Source organism: Catenulispora pinistramenti, assembly GCF_018274385.1.
Taxonomy (GTDB): domain Bacteria; phylum Actinomycetota; class Actinomycetes; order Streptomycetales; family Catenulisporaceae; genus Catenulispora; species Catenulispora pinistramenti.
This window is the reverse complement of sequence record NZ_JAAFYZ010000059.1, coordinates 18,264-39,048: the sequence shown is the minus strand read 5'-3', so window position 1 is coordinate 39,048 and position 20,785 is coordinate 18,264. Positions and strand designations below refer to the sequence as shown.

Sequence of the window (20,785 nt, the reverse complement as noted above, 5' to 3'; positions counted from 1 at the left end):
GCAACTTCTTACAGATCATGATGCTGGAAATTTCGGGGGCTGATCCAAGTATTTCCGAAGGTGAGCGGCTTGGCAGAGGGCTGATGGCCGCGAACCGCCGCCGTAGATCTATAGTCAGTCTTTACTCTTGAGAACTTTGCCATGAGTACCCTGATGTTGTTTTAGTGTTACGCAAAAGTCACCCGTCGCACCCGGATGCCCCGCCGCCGATCGGCTTCCGGCAGGCGCCTTGCTCAGTCATCGGATGTATTCGCTGCCACCGGCGCGGTCGTACCATGAGTGCCATCCGGATCGATTTGAGGAGGGCATCGTCGCCGCGCCGCCTAATCTGCGAGAAGAGGGCCGCTTACGCGTCCTGCAGGTCCTGCTCGCCAGCAGCACGACCAGCCGGCCGGAGCTGGTCCGGCTCACCGGGCTGTCCCGGGCGACGGTGTCCGTTCTGGTCGCGGACCTGATCGCGGCCGGGCTGGTGCTGGAGGAGAACGGTTCGGCCGAGGCGGAGAACCGCTCGATGGGCCGGCCCGCGCTGCCGTTGGCGCTGAACCGGTCGGTCGTCTACGCGATCGGCGTGGACATCGGGCACGCACACGTCCGGGTCGCCTTGTGCGACGTGCACGGCACGCCGTTGTGGGAGACCGTCGAGGCCAAGGAGGTCGACCGCGCGCCGCACGAGACCCTGGACCTCGCCGCGGACCTGGTCGCGCGCGCCATCGCCGAGAACGGCGTCGCGCGCGAACGCGTCCTGGGCCTGGGCGTCGGCATCGCGGCCCCGGTCGACGCCGACGGCGCGCTGTCCGCCGAGGGCATCATGCCCGGCTGGACCGGCATCCGCCCCGGCCCGGAACTGGAGCGCCGCACCGGCCTGACCATCGAGCTCACCAACGACGCCAACGCCGGCGCCCTGGCCGAGCACATGTACGGCGCCGGCCGCGACAGCCAGGACATGGTCTACATCCGCCTGTCCGCCGGCATCGGCGCCGGCGTCATCGCCGCCGGCCGCCTCCAACTCGGCGCCGGCGGCCTGGCCGGCGAGATCGGCCACCTCCCGGCCACCCCCGACGGCCTGGTCTGCCGCTGCGGCAACCGCGGCTGCCTGGAAACCATCGCCAGCCCCGTCGCCGTGGCCCGACTGCTCCAGGAAAGCTGGGGCGAGCCGGTAACCCCGGCCGACCTCCCCGACCTCCTGGCCGCGGGCACCCCGGGCACCGCCCGCGTCATCGAGGACACCGGCGAGGCGGTGGGCCGCGCCCTGGCCTCAGTCATCACCCTGATGAACCCCCGCCTGATTGTGGTCGGCGGCGACCTGGCAGCCCTCGGCGAAGCCCTGTTCACCCCGATCCGCCACGGCATCGCCCGCTACGCCCTGCCCTCGGCCGCACGCCAGGTCACAGTGGTCCCCGGCCGCCTCGGCTCCAGCGCCGAGGTACGCGGCGCCGCGGCACGGGTGCTGGCGCGCGCGCCGCAGACGCTGGCGATGATGAGCGGTGGGGAGTCGGGGGAGCTGTCGGCTTGAGGGGAAACTGAGCCGGGGGCATGAGGCGGAGCGCGGGCTGGAGCGGGCGGCGAGGCTGAGCATGGTCTCAAGCCGGAGCGCGGCCCGGAGTCAGTGCCGCATCAGTCAACGTTTGCCCTGGTGATGATTTGGCTTAGGCGGAGGTCGTCGGCGTGGCGGTTTCGCCAGATTGCTGGCTGGATGCGGTAGAGGGCCGGGTTGCGGTTGGGTTGTGGGTTGAAAGGCTATTTTTACGGCCTTCGGTCATAGTTGTGCCGGTTCGGGGTTCGGGTCGGTGGGTGTGTTTGTCGGCTGCCGGTTTTCGCGTTCACGACCCCGCCCCACCTCAGGCCTCTTCAACTCCAGCAAGTCAGAGCAAGGGCAAAGGGCCAGAGCAAGATCAAAGTCAAAGGCGATGGTGAAGGGCCGGGCCTCCGGCGGGCCTCGGCAACCTCAGGGAAACTAGCGCGGTTCCCTAGGGTGGCCGAGTCAGTCTCAGCGGCTGCGGTTTGTGGGGTGGTGCGGTTCGTTCCCCTCGGTCGCGTCGTCAGCCCGGGGGGTACAGCACCGGTGTCCGGGGGTAAAGTCCGCGCGCTGCGGACCTGCAGGTGGGCGGCGGTTTCGTATGGCGCGAACTTGACCCCCGGCCACCGGCACTGTAGGCGAAGCCCTGCCGACGCGACCGAGGGGAACGAACCGAAAACCAGCCGGAAGAATAGCAATCGCAGGGAACGACAACGCGGGTCGGTGATGCGGCTGCCGGTGAGGGTGTGGCGGCGGGCCGGTGGTCAGTTGGTCGAGAACATGCCCGGTGCGGTAGGCGCGGCATGTCTTGGCGCCCAGACCGATCTGTCATCCGGCGGCAGCCATCTTGGTGGTCAGGTCTGTCTGTCATCCGGCGGCAGCGATCTTGGCGGCTAGGCGAGCCCGCGCCCACACCTGCGCCCGCACCGGCCAGCCCAGAATGCGCACCTCGGGACTGCCGCGTTGCCAGCACCCTCACCGGCGGCCGAGCTCGCCGAGTTGCCGGTACCCGCACCCCCCGTTTTGCACTTCTCTGGCTGGTTTTCGGTTCGTTCCCCTCGGTCGCGTCGGCAGGGCTTCGCCTACAGTGCCGGTGGCCGGGGGTCAAGTTCGCGCTGAACGAAACCGCAGGTCAAATGCTCGACCGCCGCGCGCGGACTTTACCCCCGGACACCGGTGCTGTACCCCCCGGGCTGACGACGCGACCGTGGGGAACGGACCGCACCACCTCACAGGCCGCAGCCGCTGAGACTGACCCGGCCACCCTAGGGAACCGCGCTAGTTTCCCTGAGGTTGCCGAGGCCCGCCGGAGGCCCGGCCCTTCATCACAGCCCTTGACCTTGACCTTGCTTGTGGCTCTTGATCTTGCCTGTGCTGTTGATCTGGCCTGTGTCCTTGTTCTGACTTGCTGGAGTTGAAGAGGCCTGAGGTGGGGCGGGGTTGTGAACGCGTAAACCGGCAGCCGACAAACACACCCGCCGACCCGAACCCCGAACCGGCACAACTATTACCGAAGGCCGTAAAAAGCTTTGAAACCCACACCTCAACCGCAACCCGGCCCGCAAACTTCACCCCCCTGCAAACTCCACCCCCGCCCACTTCCACTTCCACTTCCACTTCCACTTCCAGTTCCAGTTCCAGTTCCAGTTCCAGAATCCCGCAGCACCAGCCGGGAACCGATCCCATTCGGCGACCGGCACGTCGCGAAACTACCCGGGCTTTACCGTTGTCTTGCAGGACGTGATCCTCGGCCCCTACTTGGCGGAGATGGTCGCGGCGATTCGTACCCGGCCGTGCCACGTGGTCGTTCTCGTGCCGCGCGCTGATGTGGTGCGGGAGCGCGATGAGGCGCGGCGGGCGGCGCGAGGGAAGGTCGCCTATAAGCCGGGCGATGAAGGGGTGTCGGAGCTTGACGCCCACCTGCGCGAGCGGACGCCCCGGATCGGGCTGTGGCTGGACACTTCGGAGCTGAGCGTGGAGGAGACCGTCGAGGAAATCCTTCATCGCCGGTCTCAAATAGGACCGTTTCAATCTCAGGGGCCTTCTCCACATAAGCGCTGGTGAGGGCCGCAATTGGGCTGGTCCGCAGGTTTCGTGAGGTATTGACAGTCGCACGCCGCAGGTGTTTCATCCGCGTTACGCACCGGTTGTTGGTGGCTACAACAAACCCCTGCCGACGGTGGCCCCTCCCGCCGTCCCCGGCCGCGGCTCGACCCCGCGCGGCGTCACCTCCCGCACCGGCCACCGTTTCCGTATGCCCCCGGAGGCACCATGCGAGGCACCAGATCCGCCGCCAGGCTCAGCCCCACGCCGAGATCCCGGCTGGCCCGGGCCCGAGTGGGCGTGGCGCTCGCCGCGCTGTCCGCGTCGGTGATCGCGACGTACGCCGCCACGCCGGGTGCCCAGGCCGCGCAGGCCGCCCCGGCCGCGTCCACCGCCTGTCCCTGGGTGGGTTCCAGCGCACCGGTCCCGCAACGGGTGAGCCAGGTGCTCTCGCATATGACGCTGGCCCAGAAGGTCCAGCTGATGACCGGGATCGGCGGCTCCAGCTACGTCGGGTTCACCCCGGCCATCGGCTCGCTGTGCATCCCGGCGATGAACCTGGAGGACGGCCCGGCCGGTCCCGGTGACGGCATGAACAACGTCACGCAGCTGCCCGCGCCGGTCGATGTCGCAGCGACCTTCGACACCTCCGCCGAGCAGAGCTTCGGCCAGGTGATCGGTGCCGAACAGGCGGCCAAGGGCACGACCGTCGATCTGGGTCCGACCATCAACATCGTCCGCGACCCGCGTTGGGGCCGGGCCTTCGAGTCGGTCGGCGAAGACCCCTACCTCAATGGTCAGATGGGCGCGGCCGACATCCGGGGCGTGCAGTCCACCGGGACGATGGCGCAGGTGAAGCACCTGGCCGCGTACAACCAGGAGACGAACCGCAACACCCCGTCGGACAACGTGATCGCCTCGGACCAGACGTTGCAGGAGATCTACCTGCCCGCCTTCCAGGCTTCGGTGCAGCAGGGCGCCGCGTCGTCGGTGATGTGCTCCTACAGCACCATCAACGGCACCTATGCCTGTCAGGATCCTGATATCCTGAACGCCGCGCTACGCCAGCAGTTCGGCTTCTCCGGCTTCGTCACCTCCGACTGGGGCGCCACGCACTCCGGCGCACCGGCCGTGAACGCCGGCCTGGACCAGGACATGCCGGGTGACAACACCAACTTCGGCAGCTCCCTGATATCGGCCGTCAACGCCGGCCAGGTGTCGCAGGCGGCGATCGACACCTCGGTCTCCCGGATCCTCACCCAGGAGTTCGCCTTCGGGCTGTTCGACAGGCCGCCCGTGGGCTCACCGGCCGCTACCGCGACCAACGCCGCCGACCAGGCGACCGGGGAGCACCTGGCGGAGCAGGGCACTGTGTTGCTGAAGAATTCCGGTAACGTCCTGCCGCTCGGCTCGGGCAACAGCTCGATCGCCGTCATCGGCGCCGACGCCTCGACCAGCGTGCAGAGCGCCGGCGGCGGTAGCGCGAGCGTCAACTCCAGCGGCACGGTGACCCCGTTGCAGGGCATCACCAGTGCGGCGCCCGCCGGTACGACCGTGGCCTACGACGACGGCACCAACAGCGGCTCGGCCGCCTCGCTGGCCGCAAACTCCAGCGTCGCAGTGGTCTTCGTCAGCAACGCCGAGTCCGAGGGCAGCGACCTGTCCGGCATCGATCTGTCCTCCTCGGACAACGCGCTGATCTCCGCGGTGGCCGCCGCGAACCCGAACACCATCGTGGTCCTGAACACCGGCTCGGCGGTCACGATGCCGTGGCTGTCCTCGGTCAAGGGTGTGCTCGAAGCCTGGTACCCGGGGCAGAGTGACGGCACGGCGATCGCGAACGTCCTGTTCGGCACCACCAACCCCTCCGGCCACCTGCCGGTGACGTTCCCGACCTCGCTGTCCCAGGTCCCGGCGAGCACCAGTGCGCAGTGGCCCGGCGTCAACGGGCAGGTGCAGTACTCCGAGGGGGTGGACGTCGGCTATCGCTGGTATGACAGCAAGGGCCTGACACCGTTGTTCCCGTTCGGCTACGGCCTGTCCTACACCAGCTTCTCCTACTCGAACCTGCACATCAGTTCCCTGCCGCAGGGCGGCGCGGCGACGGTCACCGCCACCGTGACCAACACCGGCAGCCGCGAAGGCGCCGATGTCGCGCAGTTGTACGTCACCGACCCGGCCGCCTCGGGCCAGCCGCCGCGCCAGCTTGAGGGCTTCGCGCGGGTCGACCTTCAGCCCGGCCAGAGCCAGACGGTGTCCTTCCCGGTCGCCGAGCAGAACCTGCGCTACTGGAGCACCAATACAAACAACTGGGCCACGAGCACCGGCAGTTACGGCATCGCGGTCGGCGACGCCGACTCCGCCTCGGCGCTCGGGTTGTCCGGCACGCTCTCCGTGGCCGCGAACCAGCTCGGCCAGCCGGTCAGCGTCACCAGCCCGGGCCCGCAGGAAGGCCTGGCCGGTGCCGCGACCTCGGTGCAGGTGACCGCCGGCGACTCGACCGCGGGTCAGACCCCTGTGTTCACCGCGACCGGCCTGCCCGCCGGCCTGTCGATCTCCGCCGCCGGCCAGATCACCGGCACGCCGACGACCGCCGGCACGAGCACCGTTAGCGTGACCGCCAAGGACGCCGACGGCGCGCAGGCGACCACCACGTTCCTGTGGACCGTCGCACCCTCGACGGCCGGGGTCCCGACGACGCCGCTGGTCGGCTATCAGGGCCTTTGTTTGGACGTGACCGCGGCCAACAACGCCGACGGCACGGCGGTCGAGGTCTACACCTGCAACGGCACCAACTCCCAGCAGTGGACTGAGGAATCCGACGGGACGGTCCGTTCGCTGGGCAAGTGCCTGGACGTCGCTGCCGGTGGCACCGCGAACGGGACCGCGGTCGATCTGTACACCTGCAACAACACCGGTGCGCAGCAGTGGCAGCCGCAGTCCAACGGCACGCTGCGTAACCCGCAGTCCGGTCGCTGCCTGGACGACACCGGCTCCGGTCTGTCCGGTACGAAGGTCCAGATCTGGGACTGCTCCGGCGCGCCGAATCAGGAGTGGATCTCCCCGGCGGGCTCCTCGACGGGTACCGGAACCGGTCCGATCACCGGCTACCAGGGTCTGTGTGTCGACGTCCGTAGCGCCAGCAGTGCCGACGGCACTCCGGTGCAGGTCTACACCTGCAACGGCACCAACGCCCAGCAGTGGACCGTCGCATCGAATGGCACCTTGCAGGCTCTGGGCAAGTGCCTGGACGTGAACGCCGCCGGTACCGCGAACGGCACCCTCGTCCAGCTCTACACCTGCAACAACACCGTCGCGCAGGTCTGGCAGCCGCAGAGCAACGGCGAACTGCTCAACCCCAACTCCGGCAAGTGCCTCGACGACACCGGCTCCGGCGGATCGGGTACGCAGTTGCAGATCTATAGCTGCACCGACGCCGCGAACCAGAAGTGGACGCTGTCATGAAGCGGATCACGAAGCACGTCACGAAGCACGTCGCGAAGCGCGCCGTGAAGCGCCGCCTGCCGCTTATCAGCGGACTGATCTCCGCGGCTTTGATCGCCGCGGTCATCCCGGCCGCCGCGCAGACGGCGACCTCGGATTCGTCCCCGGTCAACCTGTCCAACCCGATCAACATGGCGAACGGCAAGGCCGCGTCGCAGGCCACTGTGGTCGAGGGCGACGCGCGCTTCGAAGTACTGACGCCCGGCGTGGTCCGGATGGAATACTCGCCGACCGGCAGCTTCCTGGACGATCCGACGTTCGACATCATGGATCGCGACTTCACGGTCCCGTCCTTCACCAGCAACGTGGCCAACGGCCAGCTGACCATCACCACCAGCGCGATGACGCTGACGTACCAGGTCGGCTCCGGCCCCTTCTCGGCGGTCAACACGAAGATGCGGTTGCTCGGTGCGCTGCCTCCGGGGGCGTCCGCGAACGTCACGCCGACGTGGGGCGGGGAGTGCACGTTCGGCCAGTCCTGCCAGGCCGGCGCCGCCGCGCTGAGCGGCGGCGCGTCGATCGCCAACAACCACAACGGCTATCAGAGCCCGCCGGGGTTCGTCGCGGGCCTGACCGCCACTGGGGCGAACGCGTCGTGGCGGGTACTGGGCACCACGGCCGGCGCGGCGAACGTCACCATCCGGTACGCCAACAACAAGGGCGGTGACGGCAACACCGAGACCCGGACCGAGGACCTGGTCGTCAACGGCGTCACCACCCAGGTCAGCTTCCCGGCCACGGCGAGCTGGGACGACTGGTCGACGGTCACGGTCCCGGTGACGCCGGCCGGCGGCACCGACACCGTCGCGATGAACTGCGACAGCGGCGACAGCTGCAACGTGAACGTCGACGACATCTCGGTGACCGCACCCGGCGCGACCGCGGCCCCGTTCGCCCCGGCCAACCCGCTCGGCGGCTACATCCGCTCCTACGACTCGGCCAACGGCTCCTACTCCGGCGGCCCGACCTGCGCCAGCGGACAGAGCGGCGACGCCTGCACCGCGAACATCCCGAAGGAGGCCTCCGGCCTGCTCGACCAGTCCGGCTGGTACCTGCTGGACGACTCCCAGACCTCGGTCTGGACCTCGGACGGCTGGGTGGCGAACCGCCCGACCGGAGACGTCCAGGACGGCTACCTGTTCGGCTACGGGCAGAACTTCACCGGCGCGCTGGGTGACCTGGCCAAGCTGACCGGGCCTTCGACGCTGCCCGACGAGTCGGTGTTCGGGAACTGGTTCTCCCGCTACTACGGTTATTCGACCTCTGATTATCAGAGCACGATCTTGCCGCAGTTCCAGGCCAACGGCGTCTCGCTGGACGACCTGTCGGTCGACACCGACTGGAAGAGCCCGAACACCTGGAACGGCTGGGAGTGGAACTCCTCGCTGTTCCCCGACCCGACCGCCTTCACCGACTGGGCCAAGGCGCAGGGCATCGACGTCGCGCTCAACGTGCACTCCGCGATCGCGACGAACGACCCGCTCTACTCCCAGGCCCAGGACATCGCCGGCAACACGCTCTCGGTCCAGTCCAGCTGTTCCAACGGCGGGCCCTGCGCGATCTGGGACTGGGGCAACGTGGCCCAGGCCGAGTCGTACTTCGCCACCGCCGACCCGACTCAGAACGCTGTCGGGATGACCTGGCTCGACTGGTGCTGCGACAACAGCGGCGTGTTCTCCCAGCCCGGCGTCACCCCCGACGCCTGGATCAACTACCTGACCGCGCGGCAGATGGTGAACAACGGCGACCGCGGCTTCGACCTGGCACGGGTCGGAGCCTCGAACCAGAACTCGCAGGCCGGCGCCTACGCCGCCGGCCCCTGGGCCGACCACCGCTCGGCGATCGCCTTCACCGGCGACACCCAGGGCACGTGGAACGAGCTGGCCAGCGAGGCGCAGCTGTCGCAGGACGAGGGGAGCATCGGCGAGCCCTACGTCAGCGACGACATCGGGAGCTTCCTGGGGGACAACACCGGCAGCGCCAACGTTCCGGACGATCTGTATCTGCGATGGCTGCAACTGGGCACGTTCCAGCCGATCATGCGGGAGCACTCGAACGGCGTGGACCGGGGCCAGAACGCACGGCTCCCGTGGGAGTACGACGCCGCGACGCAGGCGGTCGGCGACAACTTCATGCAACTGCGCGAGGAACTGGTGCCGTACCTGTACACGCTGGCCGCGCAGTCGAGCAGCACCGGCATCCCGATGACGCAGGCGCTGTATCTGAACTATCCCGGCCAGTCCGCCGCCTACACCAACCCGACCGAGTACACGCTCGGAACCAACGTGCTCGTCGCACCGGTCACCCAGCCCGGCGCCGACGTCGCGGCGCAGGTCTGGTTCCCGCCGGGCACCTGGCAGGACTACTTCACCGGCGCCACGTTCACCGGGCCGGGGACACAGAGCATTGACACGCCGACCAGCCGGATGCCGGTGTTCGTCAAGGAGGGCGGCATCATCGCGTTGCAGCCCTCGAACGGACAGGCGACCAGCGCCGGCTCCGCACCGATCACCTTGCAGGTGCACGCCGGGGCGAACGGCTCCTCCTCGCTGTACGACGACGCCGGGACCGGCCTCGGCTACCAGTCGGGGCAGTCGACGCAGACCCCCATCGCCTACACCGAGAACGCCTCCGGCGCGAGCTCCACGCTGACGATCTCGCCGGCCACCGGCTCCTACTCAGGGGCGCCGAGCAGCCGGAACTACACGCTCGCCCTGGTCGACGAGTCGCAGCCGGGCTCGGTGCAGATCAACGGGCAGACGCTGTCGTCGTCGCAGTGGAGCTACGACAGCGCCACCAACACCTTGCAGGTGCCGCTCGGCGCGGTGGCGACCTCGTCCAGCCTCACGGTCACCCAGACCGGCGGCACTCCCGTGCAGCGCTCGGAGCCGAGCACCCCGACCATCACCTCCAGCTCCCCGGCCACCGCCGCGGCCGGGCAGCAGGTCACGGTCACCGGCAGCGGCTTCGGCGCTTCGCAGGGCAGCGGCTACCTGACGTTCAGCGACAACGGCACCAACTGGGGTGCCCCGGGCGACCTGGCCGGCTTCACCGTGAACAGCTGGAGCGACAGCGCCATCACGTTCACGGTCCCGCAGCCGTCCGGCTCGAACAACGAGTGGGCCGTCACGCCCGGAACCACCGCCACGATCTCGGTGACGACCGGTGCCGGGACTTCGAGCACGAATACAGTCGCGATCGCTTCCGGGAGCCCGCCGACAGGACAGGTGACCGGGTATCAGGGCTTGTGCTTGGACGACCGGAACGCCGTCACCACGGATGCCAACCCGGTGCAGGTCTACACGTGCGACCAGACGAACGCCCAGCAGTGGACGGTCGAGAGCAACGGCACGCTCCAGACGCTGGGCAAGTGCCTGGACGTGCAGGGCGGCAACACGGGGAACTCGACTCCGGTTCAGCTGTACACGTGCAACAACTCCGGGGCGCAGAACTGGTCACCGCAGCCGAACGGCGAACTGGTCAATCCGCAGTCCGGCAAGTGCCTGGACGACAACGCCTCCGGCGGCTCCGGTACGCAGCTGGTCATCTACGACTGCAACGCCGGGGCGAATCAGGAGTGGGTGTTGCCCTGACCCTGACCCTGACCTTGACCTTGATGTGGTGAATCGCGCGGCTCCGCAGGACTTCTGCGGGGCCGCGCGACTTCAGGGCGAGGCCAGTCAGGAGAAGAGCACTGAGCGCACCTTCAGCCGCTCGCTGCCGTAGCCGGTCAGCGGCCGCATGGCGAAGTGAGCACCGTCGCAGCCCTCATCACTGAAGACGACAGCGGTCGAGTCGGTCCGATTCCTCGGCGAGTCAGCAGGCTGCCGCCACACGTTGTCCCCGGTGACCTGCGGAAGGTCGATGCAGTCCCGAGCCTGGGGGTCCACCAGCTCGGCGCCGTGCCGCTCCCCGTGGCGGTCGGTCCACACGTAGCTGAACGTGCCCTGGGTGTGGTGCCGGTGGCTGTCGGCCATGGCCGAGGGCGCGCCGGCCAGGATGCCCAGGCCGGCGGCCGCGGCGACGGCGAGTGCACTGCGGAGTCTCATCGAACTGCCCTTCTGCGAATTGATCTTGCGCATAGTCTTTCGGACGGCCGAGCCCGGAACCGGGAGCGACACGCAAGATCATCCAGAGTGGCGTAGCGCGGGCTGGCGCGCCGCGCGGCCAACCCGCCTCAGGCCCCTGACCTGTGCGGATTCGGCCCGCCGTATCGCCGTCGCGGGCAACAAATACGAGATCACGCCCCGCGGGCCGCGAACCTCACGGCATCCGCTCACCAGCGCGAACCGCCGCCGCGATCGTGTTCCCCCGCGGCGCGAGCGGGCAGACCCACTCGGGGCTGTAGCGGCAGGAGGGGTGATACAGGAAGTTGAGATCGATGGTCAGCGTCGTGTCCGAGCCGCCGAGGTCGGCGCCCTTGGCCGTGTCCAGCAGATAGCGCCCGCCGCCGTAGCTGCCGCCGTCCATGCCGCTTACGCCCGCGGTGCCGTCGCGCAGCGGCACGAACAGCCCGCCGCCGTACTGCGCCAGCCACCACACATCGAGCCCGCCCCCGAACGGCTCGGGCAACTCCACACGCCCGATCCGGACCAGGTCCGTGACCTCGTCGCCGCCGGTGGGCACGGCCATCAGTTCGCGGTCGGCGGCCGGAAGCAGCGGCAGTGCGAACCGCAGGCTCGGGTCGTAGGGCCAGTACGGCAGGCCGGTGGCCCGGAGCGGATCGCCTGGCGGCAGCGGGCTTTGCGGGTGCGTGCGGAACAACGTGTCGCGGCCGGCGCGCCACGTCGCATGGCCCGCCTCGGGGGTCTCGGCGTTGCGGATGGCCGCGTACAGCTCGCTGACCTGCCGGCGCCAGTCAGCCAGTTCCAGCTCCGCGACGCTCATCCCCGGCCTTCCGGGTAGACCACGCCGACCTGGCCCCGCACCGTGTCCATCGTCCGCATCACGGCAAGCGTCTCCGACCACGGGGCCAGCGGGCTTTCGCGCAGCCCTTCCCGTAGGCACCGCTGCGCCTCGATCGCCTCGTGGACCATGCCCCCGGCCAGGAACGGCGCCTCGACCCGTTCGAGGAGCTCGCCCTGGCGGAACAGCGAGAAGCCGGAAGGGGAGGTGTACCCGCGACCGAACTCGATCCGGCCCTCGGTCCCGGCCACGGTCGCGCTCCAGGTGCCGTCCGCCGACAGCGAGCAGGTCAGGGCCGAGACGCCGCCGCCGGGGTGGACGAGCGTGACGGCGGTCGTGTCGTCGACGCCCTCCGGGGTCAGGGTGGCGACCGCCTGCACGACGCTCGGCGTGCCGAAGACCAGCTGCGAGATGGCGAGCGGGTAGACGCCGAGGTCCAGCAGTGCGCCGCCGCCGAGGGCGGGGTCGCGCATCCGGTGCTCGGGGCCGCCTTCGAAGACGACGGAGAAGTCGGCCGTGACCAGCCGCGGCTCGCCGATAGCGCCGGCCCGCACCATCTCGACCATCCGCAGCACGGCCGGCACGCAGCGGGTCCACATCGCCTCCATGAAGAAGACGCCCGCGGCCTCCGCGCGCCGGCACAGGTCCTCGGCCTGCGCGGCGTCCAACGTGAGCGGCTTCTCACACAGCACCGCCTTGCCCGCGTCCAGACACAGCGCGGAGGCCTCGTGATGGGCCGAATGCGGGGTGGCGACGTAGACGATGTCGACCTCGGGATCGGCGGCCAGCTCAGCCCACGTGCCGTAGGCCCGCGGGATCCCGTGCCGGTCGGCGAACTCCTTCGCCGAGTCCAGCGTGCGCGACCCGACCGCCACCACCTCGGCGTCATCGAGCGTCAGCAGGTCCTTGGTGAAGGTGGCCGCGATGGAGCCGGTCGCGAGGATGCCCCAACGGATCTTGGTGTGCGTCACCGCGCCAGGATACGCGGCGGCCCGGGCCGGCTCCCGGAGAGATCGAATCCCGGAAGCCGGCCCGGCTGTGTCCTACTCAGGGATAGCTGACCACGTCAGAGGGCCCACCGAACGCCGAGCTCACCGCCTTCCCGGTCCCGTTGACCACCGAGTCGATCCCGCCCGAGCCGTTCAGGAACACCGTCAGCAGGTCGTGCAGCTGCACCCCGGAGGTCTGCGGCACCTGGAACGCCATCGCGTTGTGGATGTCCGCGCCCTGGTCGAAGTAGCTGTAGCTGCCCAAGCCGTAGCCCTGGAAGGAAGTGACCGAATTGGGCACGAACAGCGCCGGATACCCCTTCTGCGACGCCGAAGCCATCCACGCGGCCTGGTTGGGGACCTCGTACGGGTTCTCGTTCTGGAAGAAGACCACCGTTCCGCTCTGGCCGTTCCAGTCCACCTCGTTCTGCTGGAAGTGCTCGACCGCCAGCCCGTAGGACGTCACGCGGGCACCGTTCACCACCAGCCCGGTCGGACTCTGGTCCCCGCTCCACGTCCCGGCACCCGCGCCGTGGTCCGCGCGCCAGATCCACACGTCGTCCAGCAGCGAGTCGTTGCTGTCGTCGACCAGCGGCGTGGTCGCCGAACCCGCGGTCGCGCCGCCGACGCGGAAGAACACGTCGTCCAGCGACACCGGGTCGGAGCTGTGGTTCGTGGTGGAGCCCGCGGTGCCGACCTGGAGCAGCGAGGGCGAGGTGGTCGCGCCGGCGTCGAAGATCAGGCCGCTGACGGTCACGCCGCTGACGTCGGCGACGCTGAGCGTGGTGTTGCCGCCGGTCGGGACCAGGGTGGCGAAGCCCAGGCCGACGATCTGGGTGTCCGGCCTGGTGACGTCGATCGTCGACGGGATGTTGTAGACACCCGGGGCGAACAGCAGGTTGTCACCCGCGGCCAGCGCCGCGTTGATCTGGTCCACCGTCGCCGACGGCTGCACCACGAAGAACGTGTTCAGCGACAGCGACGTCCCCGGGGTCTGGCCGCCGGTCCAGGTGGGACCGCTGGAGTTGGTGGCCAGGGACGGCACGAACACGTTGTAGTTCCCGCCAGAGTCCTGATACAGATACGGCGCCTCCCGCGTGACCGGGCAGGTCGCCAGCGTCGTGTACGGGGGCGGACCGCCGGACAGGCCGGAGTTCGACGCGAAGCTCTGGGCCGGCGCGCCGGGGTCGCCGCAGAACACCTGGTTCCACACCCCGTTGCTCCAGCCGTCCAGCGCGGAGTCCCGGGTGATGTACTGCTGCTGCGAGCCGTTGGTGACCGTGCCGCCGGTGAACTGCGAGTCGGCGATGAAGCCGCCGCTGGAGTAGCCGGGGCCGCCGACGCAGTAGTCCATCAGGCTCAGGTTGCCGTTGACGTGCACCCGGCGCATCGGCGCGGCCTGCGAGACCGCCCAGAAGTCGTCGCCGTTCTGGCAGCCGGACATCCCCATGACGTTGATCGTCAGGTTGGTCAGCGAGCGCCAGAAGTTGGTGGTCGCGTTGCAGGTGCCGCCGGAGCACTGGTTATAGGAGTCGACGGTGCCGTTGATGGTGACGTCACCGGGGTTCCGGCCGAGTCCGGCGACGGCCTCGTAGTACCCGACCGTGAAGATCAGCGGGGTGGCCGCCGAGCCGTACGTCCCGGGCTCGAACAGCAACTCGTAGCGGCCGGTGCCGAACTCGCTGGGCACCTGCTGGTCCGAGATCGAGTTCAGGGTCGCCTGGATCGAGGACTGTGTCATCGACGGGCTGAACACGACCACGTTCGAGCCGAGCGATCCGCCGGTCGGCGGCGGGGGAGTGCCGCCTCCACCGCCGTTGCTGCCGTAGACGCTGAATTCCCATAGGGAGTAGCCGTAGCCGGTGTTGCGGGCGGTGCCGTACATGCGGATGTAACGTCCGCTGCCGGTGACGTTCAGGGTTTCGGTGCCGCCGGGCCCTGAGGCCGTGGAGTAGATGGGGGTCCAGGTGGTGCCGTCGGTGGAGGTCTGGATCTGGTAGGCCTTGCCGGAGGCGGTCTCCCAGTTCAACACCACCTCGCAAATGCTCTGCGTGGAACCCAGATCCACCTCCAACCACTGCGGATCAGAGAACTGCGAAGACCAACGCGTCCCGGTGTTCCCGTCCACCGCCGCGGACGCCGGATAACCGGCACCCTCCAGCGATGACGCGGTGGCCGTCTTGTTCAAAGCCAGATTCGTTCCGGTGTCGCAGCTGGCCGCGGACGCGGCCTTCGCTCCCCATGACGGCACGGACAAGACGGCCAGCATCAGTGTGAGAACGACGAACAAAGCGGCCCGTGGCCGGGCCGAAGCATTACTCATGTGCTCTCCAAGGCGTGTGGGGATTGCGGACCGAAGAGAGCGCCCTCGGGCCTTAAACGTGGCGCACGTGTTACGGACTGTCAATACGGATCCGGTTCCGGAACTGGTTTCGGAACCGCTACCGAAACCAGTTCCGGAACCGGTTCCCTCTTGACACCCTCCATCAGAGGGCTGACGATTCAGGACCGAAGGGGCGCCCTCCCCGCACGGTCATCCCACCGTCCGCCATCCGCGTAGGAGGGTCATGAATCCCGCACGAAGATCGTCCGCTTTACTGCTCATCCTGGCCATGCTGTTGGCCGTCGTTTCGGTGCCGTCGCTGGGCGCGCGCCGCGCGTCGGCGGCCAGCTGCGACACCGGCACCAACCTGGCTTTGAACAAGACGGCCACCGCTTCGTCTTTGGAGGGTGCCGGTTATCCGGCGTCCGCGGCGGTGGACGGGAACACCGGGACGCGTTGGTCTTCGCAGTTCTCTGATCCGCAGTGGTTGGAGGTGGATCTGGGTTCCACGCAGAGCATTTGCGAGGTGGTGTTGAACTGGGAGACCGCCTCCGGCAAGGCCTACCAGATCCAGACCTCCACCGACGGCACCACCTGGACCCCCATCTACTCCACGGCCTCAGGGCCCGGCGGCACCGAAACCCTGAACGTCACCGGCAGCGGACGTTACATCCGCATGTACGGCACCGCCCGCAACACCGGCTACGGCTACTCCCTATGGGAATTCAGCGTCTACGGCAGCAACGGCAGTACACCGCCGCCGCCTGCTTGGAACCTGCTTTGGCAGGACAACTTCGCCGGCGCGGCCGGTACCGCTCCGTCCTCGGCCAACTGGATCGAGGACACCGGCCACAACTCCCCGGGCGGACCGGCGGATTGGGGCACCGGCGAGGTGGAATCCGCGTCGTCCTCGACCGCAAACGTTTCCGTGGACGGCGGCGGTCATCTCAACATCACAGCCCTCGAAGACGGCTCCGGGAACTGGACGTCCGGGCGCATCGAGACGCAGCGCTCTGACTTCGCCGCGCCGGCCGGCGGCATGCTGGAGGTCACCGCGAACATCAAGCAGCCGGACGTCGCGAACCCGGCCGGTTACTGGCCCGCGTTCTGGGCGCTGGGCAGCGGTTCGCGCACCGGCGGCACCTGGCCGGCCATCGGCGAGACCGACATCATGGAGAACGTCAACGGTCACCAGACCAGCTCCTCCGGCCTGCACTGCGGGACCGCGCCGAACGGCCCGTGCAACGAGTCCAGCGGCCGGGGCAGCGGGCTGCGAACCTGCACCGGCTGCCTGACCGACTACCACACCTACACCGAGGTCATCGACCGCACGCAGGCCGACGAGCAGATCCGCTTCTCGGTCGACGGCCAGGTCACCTGGACCGTCAGCGAGAGCCAGGTCGGCGTCACCACCTGGCAGGCGGCCGTGGACCACGGCTTCTTCCTGATCCTGGACCTGGCGATCGGCGGCTCCTGGCCGAACGCCGACTGCGGCTGCACCTCGCCGAACGCCGCCACCGCCTCCGGCGGCACCCTGAGCGTCGGACCGGTCTCCGTCTACACCACGACCGGCCCGGCCCCGACCCCGCTCACGCCGCCGCCGGCGGCCAGCGGGGCGAACGTCGTCAAGGTCACCGGCGGCCAGGGGAACTGGCAGCTGACCGTGAACGGCGCCCCGTACCAGGTCAAGGGTGTGACCTGGGGTCCCGGCAACGCCGCGGGAGACGGCTACCTCGCCGACGCCGCATCGATGGGCGTCAACACCATCCGCACCTGGGGCACCGACGGCACGTCGCAACCGTTGCTCGACGCGGCAGCGGCGCGCGGCATCAAGGTCATCAACGGGTTCTGGCTGAATCAGGGGGCGGACTATCTCAACGACACCGCCTACAAAACCAGCACCCTGAATACCATCGAGCAGTACGTCAACCAGTACAAGAACGACCCCGGAACCCTGATGTGGGACGTCGGCAACGAGGTCATCAACACCGCGGGGAACTACACCTACCCCAACGGCGCGACCGTGGAGCAGGAGCGCGACGCCTACGCGCAGTACGTGGAGCAGATTACCGAGGCCATCCACTCCATCGACCCCGACCATCCGGTCACCTCCACGGACGCGTGGACCGGCGCATGGCCGTACTACAAGCAGTACACGCCGAGTCTGGACCTGCTCGCCGTGAACTCCTACGGCGCGGTCTGCAACGTGAATACCGACTGGGTCAACGGCGGCTATACGAAGCCTTACATCGTCACCGAGAGCGGTGACCCCGGAGAGTGGGAGGTGCCGAACGACGCCAACGACGTTCCGGCCGAGCCCACCGATCAGCAGCAGCGCGACGGCTACACCACCGCCTGGAACTGCATCGCCGGCCACCCCGGCGTCTCGCTGGGCGGGACGCTGTTCAACTACGGTGTCGAGAACGACTTCGGCGGCGTCTGGTTCAACCTGCTCACCGGGGGTTGGAAGCGGCTGTCGTACTACTCGGTGAAGCAGGCGTTCACCGGGCAGGCGCAGACGAATACGCCCCCTGAGATCACGTCGATGACGCTCAGCAATACCGCGAGCGTCCCCTCCGGCGGCCAGTTCACGGTGAACGTCGCGGCGAACAACCCGACCGGCGACACGCTGAGCTACAACGTGGCGTTGTCCGGCAAGTACGTCAACGGCGCGACCGCGTTGCAGTCGCCGTCCAGCTACACCCAGACCGGACCGGGGGCGTTCACCATCACCGCGCCGAAGACCCTCGGCGTGTGGAAGGTGTACGTGTACGTCTACGACCAGCACGGCGGCGTCGGCATCCAGTCCGCGTCGTTCCGGGTGGTCGCGCCGCCGGTCGCCGGCACGAACGTGGCGCTGGGCAAGCCGACTACCGCATCGTCGTTCCAAGCCGCCGGCAACGGCCAGACCTACGTCGCGGCCAATGCCACCGATGGGAACTGGTCCACGCGCTGGGCCAGCGACTGGAGCGATCCGCAGTGGATCCAGGTGGACCTGGGTCAGCCCACTGCGATCAAGCACGTCCAACTGGGCTGGGAGTCCGCTTACGGGCAGGCCTACCAGATCCAGGTGTCGAACGACGGCACGAACTGGACCACGGTCTACAGCACCACGACCGGTACCGGCGGAGTCGACGATTTCGACGTCTCCGGGACCGGCCGCTATGTGCGGATGTACGGCACACAACGGGGAACGGCCTACGGCTACTCGCTCTACGAATTCGGGATCTATGCCTGACCGGAGGACGATCATGTATGACAGAAGGCGGCCGCTACGTCGGCGGCCACAGCTCATCGTGGCACTGGTCATCGCGTTGCTGGCCAGTGTGCTCGGCTTCAACGCGGCCACCGGGACCAAGGCCCGCGCCGCGTCCTGCGATACGACGACGAACCTGGCGCTGAACAAGACGGCCACGGCTTCGTCGGTGGAGAGCGACGCGTTTCCGGCCTCGGCCGCCGTGGACGGGAACACCGGGACGCGCTGGTCGTCGCAGTTCTCTGATCCGCAGTGGCTCCAGGTGGATCTGGGGAGCACTCAGAGCATCTGCCAGGTCGTGCTGACGTGGGAGACGGCCTCGGCCAAGGCGTATGAGATCCAGACCTCGCCGGACGGGACCACGTGGACGTCGATCTATTCGACGACCACCGGCCCCGGCGGCACCGAGACGCTGAATGTCACCGGCAGCGGTCGGTACATCCGGATGGACGGGACGGCGCGGAACACCGCCTATGGCTACTCGCTGTTCGAGCTCGCCGTTTACGGCCCGCCGGGATCGAGCAACGGCTCGTGTGCCGACAACGCCGCTCTGAACCGGCCGGCCACGGCTTCGTCGGAGGAGAACGCGGACTTCCCGGCCTCGGCCGCCGTGGACGGGAACACCGGGACGCGCTGGTCTTCGCAGTTCTCTGATCCGCAGTGGCTCCAGGTGGATCTGGGGACGTCGCAGGCCATCTGCGGGGTGACGCTGAACTGGGAGGCCGCATACGGGAAGGCGTACCAGATCCAGACCTCGGAGGACGGCACCGCGTGGACGACGGTCTACTCCACGACCACCGGGGCCGGTGGCGTGGAGAACCTGACGGTCAGCGGGACCGGGCGGTACGTGCGGATGTACGGGACGCAGCGCGCGACGGCCTACGGCTACTCGCTGTGGGAGTTCGCGGTGCTGACCAGCACGCCGACGACCGACCCGTTCTGGGGCGACACCACCACGATCCCGCCGGCGCAGAACGTGCTGATGCTGAAGATCCTGAACCGGACCAACGGCAAGTACCCGGACAGCCAGGTCTACTGGAGCTTCGACGGGCAGACGCACTCGATCGCCGACCAGCCGTACTTCGACATGCCGGTCAACAGCTCGGGGCGGATGTACTTCTACCTCGGCTCGCCGACCAGCCCGTACTACGACTTCATCGAGTTCACGGTCGGCCCCGACCAGTTCAACGGCAACACCACCCGGGTCGACGCCTTCGGGCTGAAGCTGGCGATGCGGCTGCACACCCACGACGGGTACGACGTGCAGGTCGGGGAGACGCAGTCGGTATTCGCCGAGGACCGGTCGGTGACCTTTCAGCGGTTCATCGACTCGGTGCCGCCGGAGTTCAAGGTGCTGGCGCAGACCCAGGCGCCGTACCGCATCATCGCCCCCGGCAGCGACCCCAGCTTCCAGGCCGGCGGCGCGAACGCGAACTACTTCACGGCGTACGCCGCGTCGGCGGGCGTGAACGAGACCACGCAGAACATCTTCGGCTGCGCGGGCTCGATGGCGAGCAACCCGACGATGTGCGCCGCGCTGAACCGGCACGTCGCCACACTGCCGGCGGCGCAGCAGCAGGACCCGAGCCAGTACTACCAGGCGGCGCCGGCGAACTACTACGCGCAGTTCTGGCACGAGAACGCGATCAACGGGCTGGCGTACGGGTTCCCGTATGACGACGTGGACGGGCAGTCATCGTACATCTCGCACGCCAATCCGCAGTGGCTGGAGATCGCGGTGGGATGGTGAGCTGACGCTGGTGCGATGAGGCGGCGGGGCTCGGGTTCAGGTCCGGGTCCCGCCGCTTCCGGGATCAGAAGAACGAGCCTCCGTCGTGGGATGACGAGCTCGTATCGTGGTGCGATGAGCTCGAATCGTGGTGCGATGAGCTTGTGTCGTGGTGGGACGAGCCCCAGTTGTGGTGCGACGAGCTCGTGTCATGGTGCGACGAGCTTGAACCGTGGTGCGACGAGTTTGTGTCGTGGTGCGAGGGCTCGCCGTGGTGGTGCGACGATCCCGAATCGGCGTAGTCGATTCCCTGGGGGATGTATCCGTCCGATCCCTGCGAGGTCGTCGGAGGTGTCGGATACGTCGGATACGTCGGAGGAGCAGGCGTATAGGAGACTGGCTTGGTCGTGGTGCTGGGCGGCGTTTGGAAAGTCTTGGCTGTCCAGCTGCCCGATCTGGAGGTGCCCGATCTATTGGCCTTCGCCAAGCTTCGCAACACGAAGATGACCACCAGCACCAC

10 protein-coding genes are annotated in these 20,785 nt (G+C 68.3%); 6 read left to right on the top strand and 4 right to left on the bottom strand.

Translation table 11 applies throughout. From position 1 onward, the window contains the following. The first annotated feature begins 244 nt into the window (after positions 1 to 244). From KGQ19_RS18915 to KGQ19_RS18900, 4 genes are all read left to right on the top strand, one after another. Positions 245 to 1,513 carry an ROK family transcriptional regulator gene (locus tag KGQ19_RS18915; protein WP_212010517.1) on the top strand — a complete coding sequence of 423 codons (1,269 nt, stop codon included), beginning with the start codon at positions 245 to 247 and terminating at the stop codon, positions 1,511 to 1,513. 1,734 nt (positions 1,514 to 3,247) lie between these two features. Continuing rightward, positions 3,248 to 3,580: a hypothetical protein gene (locus KGQ19_RS18910; protein WP_212010516.1), complete on the top strand. Its 333-nt coding sequence runs from the start codon at positions 3,248 to 3,250 to the stop codon at positions 3,578 to 3,580. A 207-nt stretch (positions 3,581 to 3,787) separates the two neighbouring features. After that, on the top strand, positions 3,788 to 7,024 hold the full coding sequence (locus tag KGQ19_RS18905) for a ricin-type beta-trefoil lectin domain protein (RefSeq protein WP_212010515.1): 3,237 nt from the start codon (positions 3,788 to 3,790) through the stop codon (positions 7,022 to 7,024). Beyond that, entirely contained in the window at positions 7,021 to 10,656 is a 3,636-nt protein-coding gene (locus KGQ19_RS18900) for a TIM-barrel domain-containing protein (RefSeq protein ID WP_212010514.1), read from the top strand. The genes KGQ19_RS18905 and KGQ19_RS18900 overlap by 4 nt, the downstream gene beginning before the upstream one ends. Positions 10,657 to 10,743: 87 nt before the next feature. On the opposite strand, the gene KGQ19_RS18895 is transcribed toward KGQ19_RS18900, so the two are convergent. The 4 genes from KGQ19_RS18895 to KGQ19_RS18880 all read right to left on the bottom strand — a co-directional run bounded on the left by KGQ19_RS18895 (position 10,744) and on the right by KGQ19_RS18880 (position 15,280). Continuing rightward, positions 10,744 to 11,112: a hypothetical protein gene (locus KGQ19_RS18895; RefSeq protein ID WP_212010513.1), complete on the bottom strand. Its 369-nt coding sequence runs from the start codon at positions 11,110 to 11,112 to the stop codon at positions 10,744 to 10,746. Positions 11,113 to 11,326: 214 nt separating this feature from the next. Beyond that, positions 11,327 to 11,950, bottom strand: coding sequence for a DUF1684 domain-containing protein (locus tag KGQ19_RS18890; RefSeq protein ID WP_212010512.1), 624 nt, complete (start codon positions 11,948 to 11,950; stop codon positions 11,327 to 11,329). Continuing rightward, positions 11,947 to 12,939: a Gfo/Idh/MocA family protein gene (locus KGQ19_RS51935; RefSeq protein ID WP_307856452.1), complete on the bottom strand. Its 993-nt coding sequence runs from the start codon at positions 12,937 to 12,939 to the stop codon at positions 11,947 to 11,949. Before KGQ19_RS51935 ends, KGQ19_RS18890 begins: the two co-directional genes overlap by 4 nt. Before the next feature lie 76 nt (positions 12,940 to 13,015). Further along, on the bottom strand, positions 13,016 to 15,280 hold the full coding sequence (locus KGQ19_RS18880; RefSeq protein ID WP_212010511.1) for a discoidin domain-containing protein: 2,265 nt from the start codon (positions 15,278 to 15,280) through the stop codon (positions 13,016 to 13,018). Between the two features lie 244 nt (positions 15,281 to 15,524). Between KGQ19_RS18880 and KGQ19_RS18875 the strand changes: the two genes are divergently transcribed. Both KGQ19_RS18875 and KGQ19_RS18870 read left to right on the top strand, forming a co-directional pair. Next, the gene (locus tag KGQ19_RS18875) at positions 15,525 to 18,518 is read left to right on the top strand and encodes a galactose-binding domain-containing protein (protein WP_212010510.1); all 2,994 of its coding nucleotides are present in this window, start codon (positions 15,525 to 15,527) and stop codon (positions 18,516 to 18,518) included. A gap of 13 nt (positions 18,519 to 18,531) precedes the next feature. Beyond that, positions 18,532 to 20,286, top strand: a complete 1,755-nt coding sequence (locus tag KGQ19_RS18870) for a discoidin domain-containing protein (RefSeq protein WP_212010509.1) — start codon at positions 18,532 to 18,534, stop codon at positions 20,284 to 20,286. Positions 20,287 to 20,785: the final 499 nt, after the last annotated feature.

Excerpts from the sequence above, each read along its gene's own strand:
- KGQ19_RS18915 (WP_212010517.1), top strand. The coding sequence starts at position 245 with ATGTATTCGCTGCCACCGGCGCGGTCGTACCATGAGTGCCATCCGGAT.
- KGQ19_RS18905 (WP_212010515.1), top strand. The coding sequence starts at position 3,788 with ATGCGAGGCACCAGATCCGCCGCCAGGCTCAGCCCCACGCCGAGATCC.
- KGQ19_RS18900 (WP_212010514.1), top strand. The coding sequence starts at position 7,021 with ATGAAGCGGATCACGAAGCACGTCACGAAGCACGTCGCGAAGCGCGCC.
- KGQ19_RS18895 (WP_212010513.1), bottom strand. The coding sequence starts at position 11,112 with ATGAGACTCCGCAGTGCACTCGCCGTCGCCGCGGCCGCCGGCCTGGGC.
- KGQ19_RS18890 (WP_212010512.1), bottom strand. The coding sequence starts at position 11,950 with ATGAGCGTCGCGGAGCTGGAACTGGCTGACTGGCGCCGGCAGGTCAGC.
- KGQ19_RS18880 (WP_212010511.1), bottom strand. The coding sequence starts at position 15,280 with ATGAGTAATGCTTCGGCCCGGCCACGGGCCGCTTTGTTCGTCGTTCTC.
- KGQ19_RS18875 (WP_212010510.1), top strand. The coding sequence starts at position 15,525 with ATGAATCCCGCACGAAGATCGTCCGCTTTACTGCTCATCCTGGCCATG.
- KGQ19_RS18870 (WP_212010509.1), top strand. The coding sequence starts at position 18,532 with ATGTATGACAGAAGGCGGCCGCTACGTCGGCGGCCACAGCTCATCGTG.